The 15,729-nt window shown below is 73.3% G+C and carries 14 protein-coding genes; 5 read left to right on the top strand and 9 right to left on the bottom strand.

The genetic code is table 11. The features are described 5' to 3' along the window. The first annotated feature begins 62 nt into the window (after positions 1 to 62). Positions 63 to 368 carry a DUF3040 domain-containing protein gene (locus tag ABZX75_RS02950; protein ID WP_355407157.1) on the top strand — a complete coding sequence of 102 codons (306 nt, stop codon included), beginning with the start codon at positions 63 to 65 and terminating at the stop codon, positions 366 to 368. Between the two features lie 88 nt (positions 369 to 456). Here the strand turns inward: ABZX75_RS02950 and ABZX75_RS02945 are convergent, their stop codons facing one another. Further along, a complete protein-coding gene (locus ABZX75_RS02945; protein ID WP_355407155.1) occupies positions 457 to 2,094 on the bottom strand; it encodes a family 20 glycosylhydrolase in 1,638 nt (545 codons plus the stop codon). Positions 2,095 to 2,332: 238 nt separating this feature from the next. Beyond that, positions 2,333 to 3,544: an MFS transporter gene (locus tag ABZX75_RS02940; RefSeq protein WP_355407153.1), complete on the bottom strand. Its 1,212-nt coding sequence runs from the start codon at positions 3,542 to 3,544 to the stop codon at positions 2,333 to 2,335. Between the two features lie 240 nt (positions 3,545 to 3,784). Between ABZX75_RS02940 and ABZX75_RS02935 the strand changes: the two genes are divergently transcribed. Continuing rightward, entirely contained in the window at positions 3,785 to 4,246 is a 462-nt protein-coding gene (locus ABZX75_RS02935) for a MarR family transcriptional regulator (RefSeq protein WP_355407151.1), read from the top strand. 636 nt (positions 4,247 to 4,882) lie between these two features. Here the strand turns inward: ABZX75_RS02935 and ABZX75_RS02930 are convergent. Together ABZX75_RS02930 and ABZX75_RS02925 are read right to left on the bottom strand one after the other, a co-directional pair. Next, complete coding sequence (locus ABZX75_RS02930; RefSeq protein WP_355407149.1) at positions 4,883 to 5,560, bottom strand: SigE family RNA polymerase sigma factor; 678 nt, start codon at positions 5,558 to 5,560, stop codon at positions 4,883 to 4,885. A gap of 7 nt (positions 5,561 to 5,567) precedes the next feature. Beyond that, on the bottom strand, positions 5,568 to 6,029 hold the full coding sequence (locus ABZX75_RS02925) for an LAETG motif-containing sortase-dependent surface protein (protein WP_355407147.1): 462 nt from the start codon (positions 6,027 to 6,029) through the stop codon (positions 5,568 to 5,570). Between the two features lie 171 nt (positions 6,030 to 6,200). On the opposite strand from ABZX75_RS02925, the gene ABZX75_RS02920 reads away from it, so the two are divergent. Then, positions 6,201 to 6,692 (top strand): hypothetical protein, encoded by a 492-nt coding sequence (locus ABZX75_RS02920; protein ID WP_355407145.1) that lies wholly within the window; start codon positions 6,201 to 6,203, stop codon positions 6,690 to 6,692. 244 nt (positions 6,693 to 6,936) lie between these two features. Then, on the top strand, positions 6,937 to 7,779 hold the full coding sequence (locus ABZX75_RS02915) for an AraC family transcriptional regulator (RefSeq protein ID WP_355407143.1): 843 nt from the start codon (positions 6,937 to 6,939) through the stop codon (positions 7,777 to 7,779). A gap of 33 nt (positions 7,780 to 7,812) precedes the next feature. On the opposite strand, the gene ABZX75_RS02910 is transcribed toward ABZX75_RS02915, so the two are convergent. The 3 genes from ABZX75_RS02910 to ABZX75_RS02900 are packed head-to-tail and all read right to left on the bottom strand — an operon-like array spanning position 7,813 to position 13,411. After that, positions 7,813 to 8,457: a methyltransferase domain-containing protein gene (locus ABZX75_RS02910; protein ID WP_355407141.1), complete on the bottom strand. Its 645-nt coding sequence runs from the start codon at positions 8,455 to 8,457 to the stop codon at positions 7,813 to 7,815. Between the two features lie 12 nt (positions 8,458 to 8,469). Beyond that, a complete protein-coding gene (locus tag ABZX75_RS02905) occupies positions 8,470 to 9,885 on the bottom strand; it encodes a VWA domain-containing protein (protein WP_355407139.1) in 1,416 nt (471 codons plus the stop codon). A 55-nt stretch (positions 9,886 to 9,940) separates the two neighbouring features. Then, the gene (locus ABZX75_RS02900; RefSeq protein ID WP_355407137.1) at positions 9,941 to 13,411 is read right to left on the bottom strand and encodes an endo-alpha-N-acetylgalactosaminidase family protein; all 3,471 of its coding nucleotides are present in this window, start codon (positions 13,409 to 13,411) and stop codon (positions 9,941 to 9,943) included. A 440-nt stretch (positions 13,412 to 13,851) separates the two neighbouring features. Between ABZX75_RS02900 and ABZX75_RS02895 the strand changes: the two genes are divergently transcribed. Next, positions 13,852 to 14,268 carry an SH3 domain-containing protein gene (locus ABZX75_RS02895; RefSeq protein WP_355407135.1) on the top strand — a complete coding sequence of 139 codons (417 nt, stop codon included), beginning with the start codon at positions 13,852 to 13,854 and terminating at the stop codon, positions 14,266 to 14,268. Positions 14,269 to 14,308: 40 nt separating this feature from the next. Here the strand turns inward: ABZX75_RS02895 and ABZX75_RS02890 are convergent, their stop codons facing one another. Both ABZX75_RS02890 and ABZX75_RS02885 read right to left on the bottom strand, forming a co-directional pair. Next, entirely contained in the window at positions 14,309 to 14,677 is a 369-nt protein-coding gene (locus tag ABZX75_RS02890) for an NTP pyrophosphohydrolase (protein WP_355407133.1), read from the bottom strand. A 112-nt stretch (positions 14,678 to 14,789) separates the two neighbouring features. Further along, positions 14,790 to 15,698, bottom strand: coding sequence for an AAA family ATPase (locus ABZX75_RS02885; protein ID WP_355407914.1), 909 nt, complete (start codon positions 15,696 to 15,698; stop codon positions 14,790 to 14,792). Between the last annotated feature and the right edge of the window lie 31 nt (positions 15,699 to 15,729).

The following is a 15,729-nucleotide window of genomic DNA, read 5'->3' as shown; positions in this document are numbered from 1 at the left end:
GTATTCGCAGGCCAGAGGCTGCGGTCCGCGCCCGACGGCAGCAGCGGATGGAGGTCGTCGTCATGGACGGAGCCGGACTCTCGGATCGCGAGCAGCGCGCACTCTCCGCGATCGAAGCCCACTTGAAGGGTGACCGTTCCCTCGACCGGATCCTGCGCTCCGCGCCCCGGCGTCACCGCCTCGTGGCGGCCTGCCTGCTGGGTGCGGTGACCGTGGCGCTGCTGGTGGCGGCCTCCGTCACCGTGGCGCAGCCCCTGATCTGGGGCTTCGCGGCGGCCTGGATCCTGACGGTGGTCACGGCCCTGCCGCTGGTCGCCCAGTCGGTGCGGCGGCGCTGGCAGCGCCGGGAGCGCGCGGGCCGGTCGTAGGGGCCGGCCAAAGGGGTCGGCCGTAGGGGGCCGCCCGGCAGCCGAGACCGCCGCGACTGTGACCGGGCTCCGGGCACCGGGCACCGGGCTACAGCCGGTCGGCGAGGGCCTTGAAGCCGGTCCAGGGCTGAGACGGCGGGCGGTCGTCCCACACCTTCTGGGACAGGGCGGCCAGCGGCAGTCGGATGCCCGCCGCCACTTGGGCCTGAGTCTGCGCGCCGGACAGATCGCACCAGACGGCGAGGCGTGCGCCCAGTATCTGGTTCCCGTACCGCGTCGGCACGGCGGTGGTGCCGCGCAGCACCAGCGGGGTCCACTGTTCGTAGATCCGCCGGCCCGTGGGGTAGGTGAACTGGTTCGGTTCACCCAGCACGTAGTAGAGGTACTCGTCGTTGAGGTTCACGACGTCGCGGCCCTCGCGCAGGTACTCCAGCGGCGGGCGGGCGCCGAGCTCCTTGCCGGTCCAGTACTCCGCCTGGATGTCCTTGGCCGCGGGAACCACCCCACCGGCGAAGAAGCCGTCGTTCCAGGCCTTGAGCGCCTTGCCCGACGGGCGCACGACGGCGGCGCGGTCGTTGAGCCAGCCCGTCGCCAGATCCTGTACGCGTGCCGAGGGGCCGTACCGCTGCTGCGCCGCCCGGGCCAGCTGGGGGAAGGAGGCCTCCGGGTCGCGGACGACCAGCGCCTGGTACTCGTCGGCGCCCAGGTGCCACCCCGAGCCGGGGAACAACGGCAGGTACTCGCGCAGTAGTTCGTCGACGAGTTTGGCCGCCGCCGGGTTGGATATGTCCACCGCACCCTGCACGGCCCTGCCCTGTACGTCGCGCAGTTGCAGTCCCGGGTGGGCGCGCAGGACAGCGCCGAGGTGGCCGGGCGAGTCGATCTCGGGGACGACGGTGATGTGCAGGCGGGCGGCGAGCGCCGTGATGCGGCGCACCTCCGCCTTGGTGAGGTGCGGGCTGGAGACGATCTCGGGGTGGCTGTCGGACTGGATCCGGAAGGCCTGGTCGTCGGAGAAGTGCAGGCCCAGCTGGTTGAGTTTGAGGTCGGCCATCTCACGCAGCCGGTCTTCGATCCAGTCGGGGGTGAAGTGCTTGCGCGCGATGTCGAGGTTGAGGCCGCGCTGCGGCTTGGCCGGCCTGTCGTTGACCGTGCCCTCGGGGGCCGAACCGCCCGACGTGACGGCCTGTTTGAGCGTGCGCGTGCCGTAGAACACTCCGGCCTCGTCCGGGCCGGTGATACGGACCTGGCCGTCCCGCACGGCGACGCTGTACGACTCGGGCGGACCGGAGTCCTTCTCGCCCAGTGCGAGTTCGACGTCACCGCGGCGTGGTGCGCCCGAGTCCGCGAAGGCCATGCGCAGTTCACCGGCGAGCAGTCTGCCCTCGTCGGCCAGCGCGGCCGTGTCACCTGCCGCGACGACGACGCGGGCCTCGGGGGCGGGCTTCCAGCCGGGGCCGCGGGCCGGGGTGTGCTCCCGTACGGCCGGAATGGTGCGCGGGGCGGTCGACATGGGGTAGGTCGGGGAGGGCGTGGCCTCGGCCGTTCCGGGCGATGTCGGGGAGACCGGCGGGCTCGTGGGGGCGCTGGTGCCGGGAGTCGGGGCGGCGGGGGCCCGGGCGCCGTCCGAGGCCGCCGTACAGCTCGGGACGGCGAAGGTGACCAGCGCGGCGGCTATGGCCGTCCCACTCGCGTGGGCCCTCCTGTGCTGCTTCGGTTTCCGCATGATGCACCCGTGTCCTGCCATTTGTGTCCCCCGTACCAACCTGGCACGGGGGACACGGGGGCGCGACCCGGTGGGGGACCGGCCCCGTCAGGGGAGGCTGGACAGGGCCGCGGCGGCGAAGCCGTGGCCCTGGTCGGGGGCCCCGCCGTGCCCCGCCGTGCCCCACCGGCACCGCGCCCCGCACCCCGGCAAGGCGTGGTGGCTCGGGGGCGGGTCATGGGCGGGGGGCACGGGCGGATCAGCGGTGGGCGGGGACGGCCGCGGGGGCTCCGGCCGCGACGACCCGGCCGCCGCCCGGTCGGGCTGCCGTACGGCGTTCCAGCGCGCCGGAGACGAGGGCGAGCACGAGGGCGGATCCGGCGAGGGCCGCGCCGACCCAGTTCGGGGCGGTCCAGCCGAGCCCGGCCGCGATCACGATGCCGCCGAGCCAGGCGGCCAGCGCGTTGCCGAGGTTGAAGGCGCCGATGTTGACGGCGGAGGCCAGGGTGGGCGCGCCGGCGGCCTGGTCGAGGACCCGCTTCTGGAGGGGTGGCACGGTCGCGAACCCGAGGGCGCCGATGAGCACGATGGTGACGGCGGCTCCGGCCTTGCTGTGGGCGGTGAGCGTGAAGAGGGCCAGCGTGACGGCGAGGGCGCCCAGAGACACGTACAGCATCGGCATCAGCGCGCGGTCGGCGAACCGGCCGCCGACGAGGTTGCCGCCGACCATGCCGAGACCGAAGAGCACGAGGAGCCAGGTGACGGACGTGTCGGCGAAGCCGGCGACGTTGGTCATCATCGGGGTGATGTAGGTGATCGCGGCGAAGACTCCGCCGAAGCCGAGGACGGTCATCGCCATCGCGAGCAGTACCTGGACGTTGCGGAACGCGGCCAGTTCGTGGCGGATCCGGACGCCCTCGGGCCGGGGCAGTTCGGGCACCAGTTTGGCGATGCCGAGCAGGCCGAGGACGCCGAGCGCGGCGACGATCAGGAAGGTCACGCGCCAGCCGAGGGTCTGCCCGACGAAGGTGCCGAGCGGGACGCCGACCACGTTGGCCACCGTCAGGCCGGTGAACATCATGGCGATGGCGCCTGCCTTCTTCTCGGGGGCGACGAGCTCGGCCGCGACGACCGCACCGATGCCGAAGAAGGCGCCGTGGGCGAGGGAGGCGACGACGCGCCCGGCGAGCATCACGCCGAAGGCGGGGGCGAGCGCGGAGAGGACGTTGCCCACGATGAACAGCCCCATGAGCAGCATCAGCATGCGCTTGCGGGGGATACGGGTGCCGAGCACGGTCATCAACGGGGCGCCGAGCACGACGCCGAGGGCGTAGCCGGTGACCAGGAAGCCCGCGGTGGGGATGGAGACTCCGTAGTCGCCGGCGACCTCGGGGAGGAGGCCCATGATGACGAATTCGGTGGTGCCGATCCCGAAGGCCCCGATGGCGAGGGCGAGGAGTGCGAGAGGCATGAGGGGAAGTGCCCTTCAGGGGAGGGGGCGGTGCCGGGCGGCGCCGGTGCGGGGCTCGGCCGGCCGGCCGAGGTGCGACGCGGCGCGCGGCCTGTGGCTCGTTGCCCGTGGCGCTACCGCTGCTGTCGCTGCTTACGTGCGTCCACATTAATTGCAGACGCGGGATAATTGCAAGCGCGGGCTATTGCACAGCTGGCCTATCCTGGGGAAGCAGGTACCGCACACATCGCAGGAGGAGCCATGACGGCCACGGACAGCGCACTCACCGCCCTCTCCCAGGGCTGGTGCGCCCTCTCCCTGCTGCACGGGCGGATCGAGGCGCACATCGAACGGGCGCTCCAGGCGGGGCACGGGCTCAGCGTGCGCGAGTACTCGCTCCTGGATGTCCTCAGCCGCCAGCACAGCGGCCCCGGCGGACACCTGCGCATGCACCAGGTCGCCGACTCGGTGGTACTCAGCCAGAGCGCGACCACACGCCTGGTCAGCAGGCTCGAAGACCGCGGGCTGCTCAAGCGCTACATCTGCGACACCGACCGGCGGGGCATCTACACCGACGTCAGCGAGGCCGGCCTGGCCCTCCTCGGCGAGGCCCGGCCCACGAACGACGCCGCCCTGCGCGAGGCGCTGGACGAGGCCGCGCGGAACCCGGAACTCGCCCCGCTGGTCGCGGCGGTGGAGAACACGGCGCCGGGCTCCTGCTAGGCCCTGTCGTCCACGCATCGCCCGGCGCGCAACGCCTGGCGTGCGAGGCCCGGCGCCGCAGGCCTTACCGGCGCTCCTTTGACGACAGGACCTGGGACTCGGTCGGTACCGCGCCCCCCGGTCGGGCGGACGGGGACAGCGACGAGGGGGCCGGAGACCTCGAACCGGACGGCGGCGGTGACCATGAGGGCGACGGAGTCGCCGACGGCAACTGCCTGGACGGCGTGGATCGGGACGGGGTGGGGCCGGACGGCCTGGATCCGGACGGCGTGGGGCCGAAGGGCGTGGGGCCGAAGGGCGTGGGCGGCGACGACTGGCTCGCCGGCTCGGATTCGGGTGTCGGGGCGGGAGCCGGAGTGATGAGCTCCGGTGGTGAGGCGGGGGGCAGGGGGCGAACCGGGGAGGCTTCCGGAGCGAACACCAGGTAGCCCACCACGGCGGCCGCCGCGGCGGCCAGTCCCGCCAGGGGCAGGGTGAAGCTCCGCAGCCGCAGCCAGGCCGCGGGAAGCCGTCGTGTGCGCGGTCCCGGCGGATCTGCGGGGCGCAGCCGGCGGACGTCGACACCGGCCGCACGCGCCTCGAGGGCCTGCCGCAGCCGCCGCTCGACGGGGCGTTCGCCGTCGGACGTCGTACGCGTCATATCCGTCCCTCCAGAATCCGTTCCAGCGCGTCCAGGCCACGGCTAGCGTTCGATTTGACCGCTCCCCGGCTGATGCCGAGGGTGGTCGCGATCTCCGCCTCGCTGAGGTCCGCCCAGTACCGGAGCACCAGGACCTGCCGTCGCCGCGGGGTCAGCCGGGCCAGCGCGGCCAGCACTTCGCGATGTGCCTCGTCGAGGACGACGGCTGCCTCCGCGGACGGTACGTCGGTCTGCGGGGGCGGTGTCCAGGCGCGGGCGGTCCGCCTGCGGCGCAGCACGGAGCGCGAGGTGTTGACGACGGCGGTGCGCAGGTAGCCCAGGGCGTTGTCGACCTCGGTGATGTGCTCCCCGTGGCGGCGGTACAGGGCCGTGAAGGCGTCCTGGACCACGTCCTCGGCGGTGGCCAGGTCGTCGACGAGCAGCACCGCCAGCCGGACCATGCGCAGCCGGTGCGCGTGGTAGAGCTCGGTGAGGGTGGGAGGCGCCGACGGCTGCGGGCCGCCGTGGCCGGAGGCGTGGCCGCCGCCGGTCCGGTCATAGGTGTACGGGGTCCCGTACGGCCGTGGAGAAGCCGGCGGGGCGGAGCGGTCGCGCCGCAGCAACGACCACAGGCCCCGCCGGGCCCGGTCGAAGACGGGGACGGCGGGGCCGGCTGATGGTGCGAGGTGGAGCACGGGTTCCTCAGCCGTTGGCGCGGCGCCGCACGGTGTACAGGGCCCCCGCACCCGCGGCGATGAGTACGGCGGCCCCGGCCGCCAGCCCGGTGGTGGTCTCGGAGGAGCCAGTATCCGCGAGCTCGGCCCCGGCGGGCGAAGCGGAGGGCGCGGGCCCGGCGCCCGGGGCGCGGGTCGGCGCCGCGCTCGGGGCCTCACTGGGAGTGGCGCTCCGGGCCTCACGGGGAGACGCGGTCCGGGCCTCACTGGGCGCGGCGCTGGGGACCGCGCTGGGAGCGGCGCTGGGCCTGGCGCCGCCCGGCGTCGGCGTGGCGCTGGCCGGGGTGCTGGTCGACGGGGCGGGCGCGGGCGCGGCGGCGGCGAAGGCCGGCCCGGCGAGAGCGACGAACACCCCTGCGGCGGCCGCGGTGACGGCCGCCGTGACGGCCGGCCTGCGGGCGGGCTGGGGGACGCGCTTCAGGTTCTTCACGGTGGTTCTCCAGGGTCGGGCCGAGGGCGCGGGACTACGCCCTTCACCCCCGCACGACGCGCGACCCTCCCCGAGGTTGCCGCTGTTGCGGAAAAACTTTCCGCACCGCAAAGGTTTCCCCACCGCTCGCCGCCGCCCGGTCGGAGGCGGAGCCGGTATGGAGCCCCCGGGGTGCGGCGCGGTGCCGCGGAGGGCGGCGGGGGCGCCGAACCGGCCGTCATCGCCGTGGCGGTGGGCTCCGTACCGGTTCTGCTCGGTCTGCTCGGCCCGTTCCTGGAAGGCGGGCGTCCCAGCCGCCAGGTGCTCGTCGCCGCTCCCGTCGTCGTCGCCGGGGCCGTCCTGGTCGAGGGGACGGGTCGTACGGACGCCGCCGGGGTGGCCTGGGCCGCGCTCGCGCTGGGCTGCGAGGCCGCGTTCACCCTGCTCGGGGTGCCCGTGCTGCGCCGCCACGGCGCATGGGGAGTGTCGGTGCACGCGGTGTGGCTGGGGGCGGTGATGCTGGTGGGGCTCACCCTGCTCTTCGAGGACCCGTCCGACCTGGTGTCGCTCGGCTCGACCCAGTGGGCGGCCGCCGGGTACCTCGCCGTCATGGTGACCGCGGTGGCGTTCGTGCTCTGGTACCGCACGGTGGCCGCCGTGGGCTCCGGGCGGCCGGCCTGCTGACCGGCGTCGCGCCCCTCGCCGCGGCGGGCGCCGGGGTGCTGACGGGCAGTAGGGTCCCGGAGCCGACGGTGTGGCTGGGTCTGCTCGTGGTGATCGCCGGTCTGGCGGTGGGACTTCGCCCGGGCCCGGACTCGCGTACGCCCGCTCCACGGGCCGCGACGGAGGCGGCGCCGCCTCGGCCCGGCGCGGACCGGGCTCCCGCGTCCCCTTGAGGGCGCCCCGCCTTGTGGATCACAATCCGCAGATGGCCACGCCCCCGTACAGCAGCTGGATGCGGTACTTCTCCCCCACCGCCAACCACCGCAGGCTCGGCCTGGTCTGCCTCGGGGTGGGTGTGCAGCAGGGCGTGCTGCCGGTCGTGGGCCCGCGCGCCCTCGACCACCACGTCGCCGTCGTCGTCACCCGGGGCCGGGGCTGGTTCAGCCACGGCGGCCGCCCGGCGCAGCCGGTGGCCGCGCCCGCACTGCTGTGGCTGGTGCCGGGGGTGGAGCACCACTACGGGCCGGATCCGCAGACCGGCTGGGACGAGTGCTTCGTCGACTTCGCGGGCGGCGGCGTGGAGGCGTACACCGACCTCGGCTACGTCACCCCGGACCGCCCGCTGGTCCCGCTGAGCGGCACGGCCGGTGTGCAGCACGTGATCGACGGGATCGTACGGGCGGCCCGGCGCGGCGGCCCGCTGCTGGAGGTGGAGGCCGCGGCCGCCGTCCACGGCCTGCTCGTGGCGTTGCGCTACGCCCGCGCGGAGGTGTCCCGGCACGGGGACGCCGTGATGGACGCCCTCGCGCGGGACGCCCTGCTGCCCATATCGGTGGCCGAGCACGCCGCCCGGCTCGGGATGCCGCTGCCCCAGCTGCGGTGTGCGGTGCGGCGCAGTACCGGGGAGGGGGTGAAGGAGTACCTCCTCGGTATCAGGCTCAGCCGGGCGAAGGAACTGCTGGCCCGCACCGACCTGCCGGTGGCAGGGGTCGCCCGGCGGGTCGGGTACGAGGATCCGGCCTACTTCAGCAGGCTGTTCAGCCGCCGGGTGGGCATGGCGCCGGTCCGCTTCCGCGCCCAGCAGTCGGTACGGGGTCCAGGACGTTGACGCGGTGCGGTTCCCCCAGCCCGGCGGGCAGCGCTATGCCGACGGGGGCGCCTCGGGCCGCCGCGCGTAGCAGAAGAAGTGCTCCTCGGGCCCGGCCAGATCGTCGTCGGGCCGGAAGAGCGCCGTGTGGTGGTGCAGCACCTCCAGTCCCTGAGCGGCCAGCCGTGCGAGGTGGTCCTCCTCGGACAGGCTGCTGACGGTGACCTTGTGCCCCATCCACTCGATGTCGAGGCGGCGGATGTCACCCGGCACCGTGGCCATGACGAGGTACCCGCCCGGCACCACCCAGGAGGCCATCCGGTCCAGCGCCGCCGCCACCTCCGGCTGGTCCATCACCAGCAGCGGGAAGAAGGCGCAGACCGCGTCGAAGTCGCGCTCCGCCGGGCTGTACGTCCGTACGTCGGCCTGTTCGAAGCGGGCCTGCGGCACCCGGGCCCGCGCGAGGCCGACCATCCGGGCCGAGACGTCGATGCCCGTCACCGCGCAGCCGGCCCGGACCAGTGTCTCGGCGGCGGGCCGGCCGGTACCGCTGCCCACGTCCAGGACGCGGGCGCCCGGGGCCAGCCTGGCCGTCAGCCAGTCGAGCGCGGCGAGCTGGCCCGGAAGCCGCCCGAACGCGGTCTCGTAGCGCTCGCCCAGCTCGTCGAACACCTCTGCCGCGGACGTGCCGTCACTCATGGTTTCTTCCCTTCAGCGCAGGATGCCGGCTTGGCGGGCGGCCCGTACCCAGGACGGGAACTCGGACAGGAGCCGGTCGTACAGTTCCGGATCGGAGATCTGCTCGATGTCGTCGACCGCGAAGAAGCCGACGTTGTCGACCCGTCTCCCGGGCAGGGTGTCGAACCGCTCCAGCACCCCGTACTGGGCCTGGCCCAGGCCGATGAACTGCCAGAAGACCGGTTCCTCGACCGCCGCGCGCAGTTCCCGCTCGATCTCGTCATTGCGGTACACCCCGCCGTCGGAGAAGAACAGGACCAGCGTCGGTTCCGGCACCGGGTGTTCGCGCACGAAGGCCCGGACCTCGGCGATGACCTTCTGCTCCTCGTTGCCGATGCCGACCGTGCGCATGTCGATCTGGCCCGGGAGCAGGCCCTTCGGCGGCTTCTTGCGGCCGAACAGGCTGAACTGCCCGCAGCGCACGTGCAGGCGCAGCCACTCGGGCAGTTCACCGATCACCAGGTCGGGCAGGCGCGCCGGATGGGAGGCGAAGGTCCAGGCCTGCATCCGGCCGTCGTCGTCGAGCTGCGCCGCGACGGCGGCCATCCGTTCGGCGACGCCCGCGACGGTGCCGCGTCCGTAGTGGCTCGCCATCGAGCCCGACGCGTCCAGGACCAGGACGACCCGGACGGTCAAGGCCGTGACACCCTGCTTGCTCAGACTGACCGCGACCTGTTTCTTGCGCAGCGAAAGGCGCTCCCGCACGTCCGCCGGCAACTGCTCCTCACCCTTGGTCATCCGGGCGGCGGACCCACCGGTGCGGGCGGCGGCCGAGGGGGCGGAGGGAGCAGAAGCGGCGGAGGGAGCGGAGGGGGCGACGGCGGGAGGTGCCGTGTACGCCGTGTGCCCGGCAGGGGCGGCGGCCGGAGGCGGCTCCTCGTCCACGCTGATGCCGAAGTCCGTCGCCACGCCGGCCAGCCCGCTCGCGTACCCCTGTCCGACGGCCCGGAACTTCCATGCGCCCGCCCGCCGGTAGAGCTCGCCGCTCACGTACGCGGTCTCCGGGCCCGCCGCCATGTCGAAGCGGGCCAGTTCGGCCCCGGACAGCGCGTCGAGCAGCCGCAGGTGCAGCCCCGGCACCTGCCCGAAGGTGCCGCCGTCCGCGGAGGCGCACAGCGCCACCCGCTCGATCTCCGGTTCCAGCGCGCCCAGGTCGAGCGCGATGGTGTCGGTGCCGGACTGCTTGCCGATGTGGCGCACGGCTCCGGAAGCGTGCCGGGGCTGGTTGTAGAAGACGAAGTCGGCATCGGAACGGACCCGCCCGCCCCCGGTCAGGAGCAGGGCGGACGCGTCCACGTCCGGTACGCCGGGCCCGGGCGACCATCCGAGGACGGCCTGCACGACGGTGGCCACGACCGGCAGGTTGGCGCCTTTGTTCAGTGTCGTCACGGCACTCAGTCTGCCTGCCGGCCGCCGGTCCTGTGAGGGGTTCCGCTACGGCGGTCTACGGCCGGTAGCCGATGTTGAGTTCCGCGACCGAGGTCCAGGCGTTGCCGCCGACCTCGCTCGTGGCCTTCAGCCTGACGTAGCGCGCGGCCCGCCGGCTGAAGGCGACGTCCTGCTGGGCGGCGCTGTTCACGAAGGTTCCGGAAGCCGCCGCCGTCCCCCAGGTGACCCCGTCGGCGGAGGTGAACACCTGGTAGTCGGCGATGCGTCCGTTGCTCTGGCTCTGCCGGGGCAGGTAGTGCAGCGCCGTGACGTCGTACGAGGCGCCGAGGTCCAGGGTGATCTCGTGAGGCATCGGCGCGGTGGCGGCGTACCACTGCGTGTGCCAGATGGTGGAGCCGTCGCCGTCCAGGACGTGGGCGGCGCTGCCGTTCTCGCCGGTGGTCTCCTGACTGTCGACGGTCTTCACGCTCATCTGGTGCTGCGGGACCAGGAGTTCACCGCCGTCGCCCGGGCCCAGGTCGTCGATGGTCAGGTCGTCGAGAATGAGGTCGGCTTCGTTGTGGGAGTTCTCGGGGGTGACCTTGCGTACGCCGATCCAGGCGTCGGCGCCGGCGGTGAAGGTCCGGGTGAAGGTGGTGGGCGTACGGGCCTGGTTCAGCGCGGTGGCGGTCTCGGTGGAGCCGGAGCCGATGACGAACTGGTAGTCGCCGCTGAAGCCGGCCTCGTAGCTGAAGGTGACCTCGTACGAGCGCCCCTGGGCCAGGCGCAGCGTCTGCGGCAGGGTCCGGTAGACCAGTCCGGTCCGCTCCTCGTGCGACTTGAGGGAGTTCTGCCCGCTGATCACGTCGTCGACGAGCTTGCCGTTCCAGCCCGCCTGTGTGTACGGGGCGTTGCGCTGGGCGATGTGGGTGCGCGGGTCGGTGGCCGAGCCGCCCGCGCCGCCGAAGGCGAAGGGGCCCCAGCCGGCGTCCACGTTCTCGAAGTCCTCGGCGAACCAGTGCCCGCCGAGCGGGGTGCGGGCGGAGGGGACGACGCGCACGTCGTCCAGGTGGACGGTGCCGGTACCGGATCCGGCGCTCGCGGACAGCTTGAGGGTGGCTGTGGACCTGCCGGCCGGGACGTCGAAGAGCACCTTCATGCGCTGCATCCTGGTGCCGTTCTTCTCGCTGCCGCCGAGGCTGTCGGTCAGCGGTGAGGAGTCGGCGTACACGGAGGCCGCGGCGCCCCCGGCGGGGGTGACGGTGAGGGTGGTGGCCCGGCCGGTCGGCGTGGAGACCCAGACGGAGGCCGCGTAGGTGCCGGGGGCGAGGCCGGTGAGCTGCTGAGACACGGCCGGGGTGGCGCCGGGGGCGAAGGTGAGCTCGCTCTGGCCCTGCGCGTTGCGGGTGACGGCCGCGCCGGGGCCGGTGACGGTCCAGGCGTTCAGGTTCCCCGCGTAGAAGGACGGGTCCTTGACGGGGGTGCCCTCGCCCCACCCGGGGTCGCCCTGGGCGGGCGCGGCGCCGTTCGTGACCACGTACGCGGTGCGGGCGGTGGCGTTGACGGTGATCCGGCCGCCGGCGCCGACGGCGAGGTCTCCGACCAGCTGCCTTCCCGTGTCGGTGAGCTTGTAGAGCTTGGGCGAGGTCCAGCCGCCGGGCAGGGTCCAGGTGGTGGAGCCGCCCGTGTCGTTCCAGTGGTAGAGCTTGCCCTCGCGCGGGAGCAGGAAGCTGCCGCCGTTCAGGACGGTGCGGCCGCCCGTGGTGATCTTGCGGGTGCCGCCGGCGGTGGTGACGGTGGTGCCGTCGGCGAGGGTGACGGTGGTGCCGTCGGCGAGGGTGACGGAATCGGCGGTCCACTTCACGACCGGTGACTGCTGGAGGTATTTGGTCGGCAGGTTGACGGCGAAGGTGGTGTTGAGGAAGGCGGTGAAGTCCTTCTTTCCCTGCCACCCCTCGTAGGCGGTGATCTCGGCGCCGCCGAGCAGCGGATGGCGGGCGATCCAGTCGTCCTTGGTGTGGTTGGCGATGAACCGGGCGATGGTGGAGTTGATGCCCTTCAGGTCGTTGCCGCCGTAAGCGACGTCGGTCGCCCAGTGGTGCCAGAGGGACTGCTCGGTGAGGGTGTGGGGGAACTCGGTCGTCAGCTGCAGGCCGAGCCCGGAGATTTCGCGCTGGATCTTCCGCGAGACGTATCCGTCGCCGTACCAGACGTCCACGTAGAGGAAGTCGAGCCCGGGGGCGGCCGCCTTGAGGTCCTGGAGCCGCCTCAGCCGGTCGCCGGACTGGCCGTCCTTGCGGGTGTCGACGTAGTACGACTGGTCGAGCCAGTCCCAGCCGAGCCCTCCGGTCTGCCGGGCCGGGTCGAAGGTCGCCGAGACCGGGTACTCCTCGGTGGCGTTGACGTGCACCCCGAAGTCGGCGTTGTAGCCGTCGCCGGCGGTGGTGAGCGCGTTCAGGCCGGCGGCGCCGCCGAGTTTCGGTCCGATGTTCTTGTAGTCCATGTGCGCGGAGTCGTGGCCCTCGGACGCGTACCCCTTGAGCAGGACGAACTGTCCGAGGCCGTCCGTGGCGAGGCTGACGCGCTTGGTCTCGTCGAGTGTCTGCGCGAAGGGGTGGGTGGCCTGGGAGGCGAAGTTGAAGGGGATGCGCTGTACGACCCTGTCGGCGGTCTGCTGCCAGCCCGTGGGCGGGGACCAGATGTCCCGGTAGGCGATGGCGGCGTCCTGCCAGTCGACGACGGAGTCCGCGTTGCGGTCGGCCGTGATCGCGATCCGGGCGTACGGCAGCGGCTCCGTGTCGCCGTCCGCGGCGCCCGCGGCCCGGTGGAGCCAGGCGCCGCTCCACAGGCCGGCGCGGCGGTAGGCGCCCTTGTCGGTGACCCGCTTGGCGGTACGGCCGTTCTCCCGGGCGGTGCCGCCCGAGGGCTGGTCGTAGAGGGAGTTGGAGTCGATGGCGGCGGCCAGCCTGCCGGTGTTGACCAGGCCGTGCATCACGGTGGTCGCGGCCGCGTCCACGGGGGTCTTCGCGGTGACGGGGGTGAAGGTGTCCCCGGTGCCGGTCGTGGCGGTGTGCATGGTGGCGGTGGAGAGCGCGGCGCCCGGCTGGTCGCTGCGGACGCTGACGAGGTGGTGGTCGGGTATCGCGAGCGTGCGCACCCGCAGGGCGGCGGTGTCCTCGATCGCGGTGACCTTGAACTCCACGACCGAACCGGCTACGGATATACGCGATCTGATGGTCACTCCGGAGAAGGTGAGCGTGTAGTCCACCGCGGAGGCGGAGGGGGTCGAGGCCACGGTGGGGGTGTGGGTGGTCCCGTTGACGACGATGGCGCCGATGGCGTCCTCGTTGCCGTGCAGGACGTCCCCTGTGGCGCGCCGCGTGTAGCCGATGACGCGGGGAAAGCCGCTGTCCACGCTGACGGACAGTTCGGGCGAGGTGATCGTCAGGGGCGCGGCCGCCGCGGCGGGGGCGGCGGGCGCGGCCACGACCAGGGCGGCGACCAGGCCGGCCAGCGCGGTCGCGGCTGGCCAGAGGGTGCTTCGCATCGGGCCTCCGGGAGTCGGGGCATCCTGGGCGGAGAACCGCACGGCTCTCTGGCCCCGCGCGGTCCGCTCACTGACCTGACAGCTTGCGGACCGCCGCCCGGCAGGCCCATGGACAAAGCGGAGCGCCGTCCTGGACTTACGTGGGCGAGCCGGGGACCAGGGGGAGGAAACAGGCCGCACGCCGACTGGAGGAAGCCGTCAGCCCGAGGGCGGGCCCTCGGCCGGCAGGGCGGACCAGGACCGCGGCCGTCCAGCACGCGCACGCGCACGCGGCACCGTCTTCCAGCGATGTCGCGGATTGGGCAAATCGGGCTAAACGGCGGTGCGTCACCCGGGCTGAGTGCCCCGGCCTCGCCATAGTCGTCCCTGGCGGCCGCGTGGTCGCCACCCCCCTGCCGTGCGCCGCGGCCGGGCGGATGTCTTCGTAGAGGAGCCGGCTCATGCTGAAGCCCACCAGGACCATCCTCGCTCTGGCCGCCGGGAGCCTGGCGCTCGGCCTGTTCGGGGCGGCCGCCGCCGTCGCGGACGCCGATCCGGTCGCCGACGCCCCGTCGCGGAAGATCGTCGACGCGCCCTCACCCGCGGAGCTCGACGACGACTACCCCAACCCGCAGTTCGCCACCGGCAAGATCATCTCGCGCGGACCGCTGAACATCCGCGAGTACCCGAACACGCACTCCTACGTCTTCGGCAAGGCGTACCCGAACGACGAGGTCGTGATCGAGTGCAAGAAGCACGGCGAGCGGGTCGGCGGGAACAGCCTCTGGTACCGCCTGGACGGCGAGGACAGCATCGACGAGGGCTGGGTCGCCGCCCGCTACGTCAAGAACCTCTCCCCGGTGCGGTACTGCCGCTGACGTGACGCGGCCTGGTCTGACTGCTCTGACGTCGGCCCGGTCAGTCCGCCGCCGGGCGTACGGTACGCGGCCCCACGCACTCCACCCCGTACGCCCGGACCCGTTCGCGCAGTTCACGGTCCGCGGTGACCACGACGCAGCCGCGCTCCGCGAAGGCCGCGGCTAGCTCCACGATCCGGTCGTCGCCGCTCCCGGGCGCCGAGTCCACCCGTACACCGGGGACCGACTCGACGCCCCGGGCGGCGCCCTCGACCACGAGGATGATCTCCTCGGCCTCGCCCGGGCCCTCGCCCGCGTCCCGCTCCGCCAGCCGGTCGCGCAGCCGCTCGGCCGCACCCCGCCGGTCCCGCCACCAGCCGTCCGGGACCGATCCGACGACATTCGCGGCATCCACGATCAGCACACTCATCGCCCCATTATGGGCGCTGTGGGCGGATGCGGACGGGATGCGGGCGGGATGCGGGCGGGATGCGGGCGGCCGTCCTGGCACGACGTCCGCGGCAGCGGGCAGCGGGCAGCGGCTAGAAGTCGCCGTAGTTGACCTGCCAGGTGGGCAGCCCCATCCGGCGCCAGACCGCGACCACGCGGTCCCGGTCGTCGAGCGACACCCGTACCGCGTACCGGTGGCGCACATGCGCGTCGAACAGTTCCGCCTTCACGACGTCGTCGCGGCGCGTGTCGCCCGCCGCGCGCATCCACAGCTCGTCGTACGGCACGTCGTGGCGCCGCAGCCAGGACTCCGTCTGCGGCCGGTGCTCCTCGCTGCGCCCCGACAGCAGCACGATCACGTCGCCGTCGGCCCGCCGGAACGCGTCCAGCGCGTGCCGCACCGACTCGTTGAGCAGGTCCAGCTCGCAGCGCGAGAAGTCGTACGGCCCCCGGTCGCCGGTCAGCGCGAGCGTGCCGTCGATGTCGCACATCACCGCCGCTGGCAGCGTCGGGTCCGGGACGTACGCCGCCACGGGCGGCTGATCGTTCAGCCATTGCGTGGTGAGCCGCCAGCCGCCCTTCCTGGCCTTGGCGTGCTTGTCGGCCAGGATCCCGATGATCTGCTCGCCGACCGGACGCTCTCGCGCGGCGTCGCGGCGCAGGCACTCCTCCACGGGCACGTCGGTGAAGTCGTGCACGACGAAGGTGGCGAGCCCTGCGACCGCGGCCTTGAGCCGCTTCGGGATGTGGGAGGTCAGATGCGTGTTGTCGACGACCACGTCGAAACCGTCGTCGACGGCCGCCCGCACCGCCGCGTCCTGGATGGCCAGCACGGTCTGCTCGTGCCGGTACGAGCGGCCGCGCTCGGGCGCGGGCACGTCGAGCATGGTCCGCAGGTCGTCGAGGTTGACGCGGCGCATGCGGCCCTGCGCCTCGGCCTGGAGGGCCCGCGCGGCGGTGGTCTTGCCCGAGGCCGGCAATCCCGTCATGACGTGTACCACCGGGAGGGCGGGGGGTACGGGGACTTCGGAC

The sequence above is a fragment of the Streptomyces sp. NPDC003038 genome (assembly GCF_040611115.1).
Taxonomy (GTDB): Bacteria; Actinomycetota; Actinomycetes; order Streptomycetales; family Streptomycetaceae; genus Streptomyces.
The sequence above is the reverse complement of the archived record's forward strand: the minus strand, read 5'-3'. Positions and strand labels throughout refer to the sequence as shown.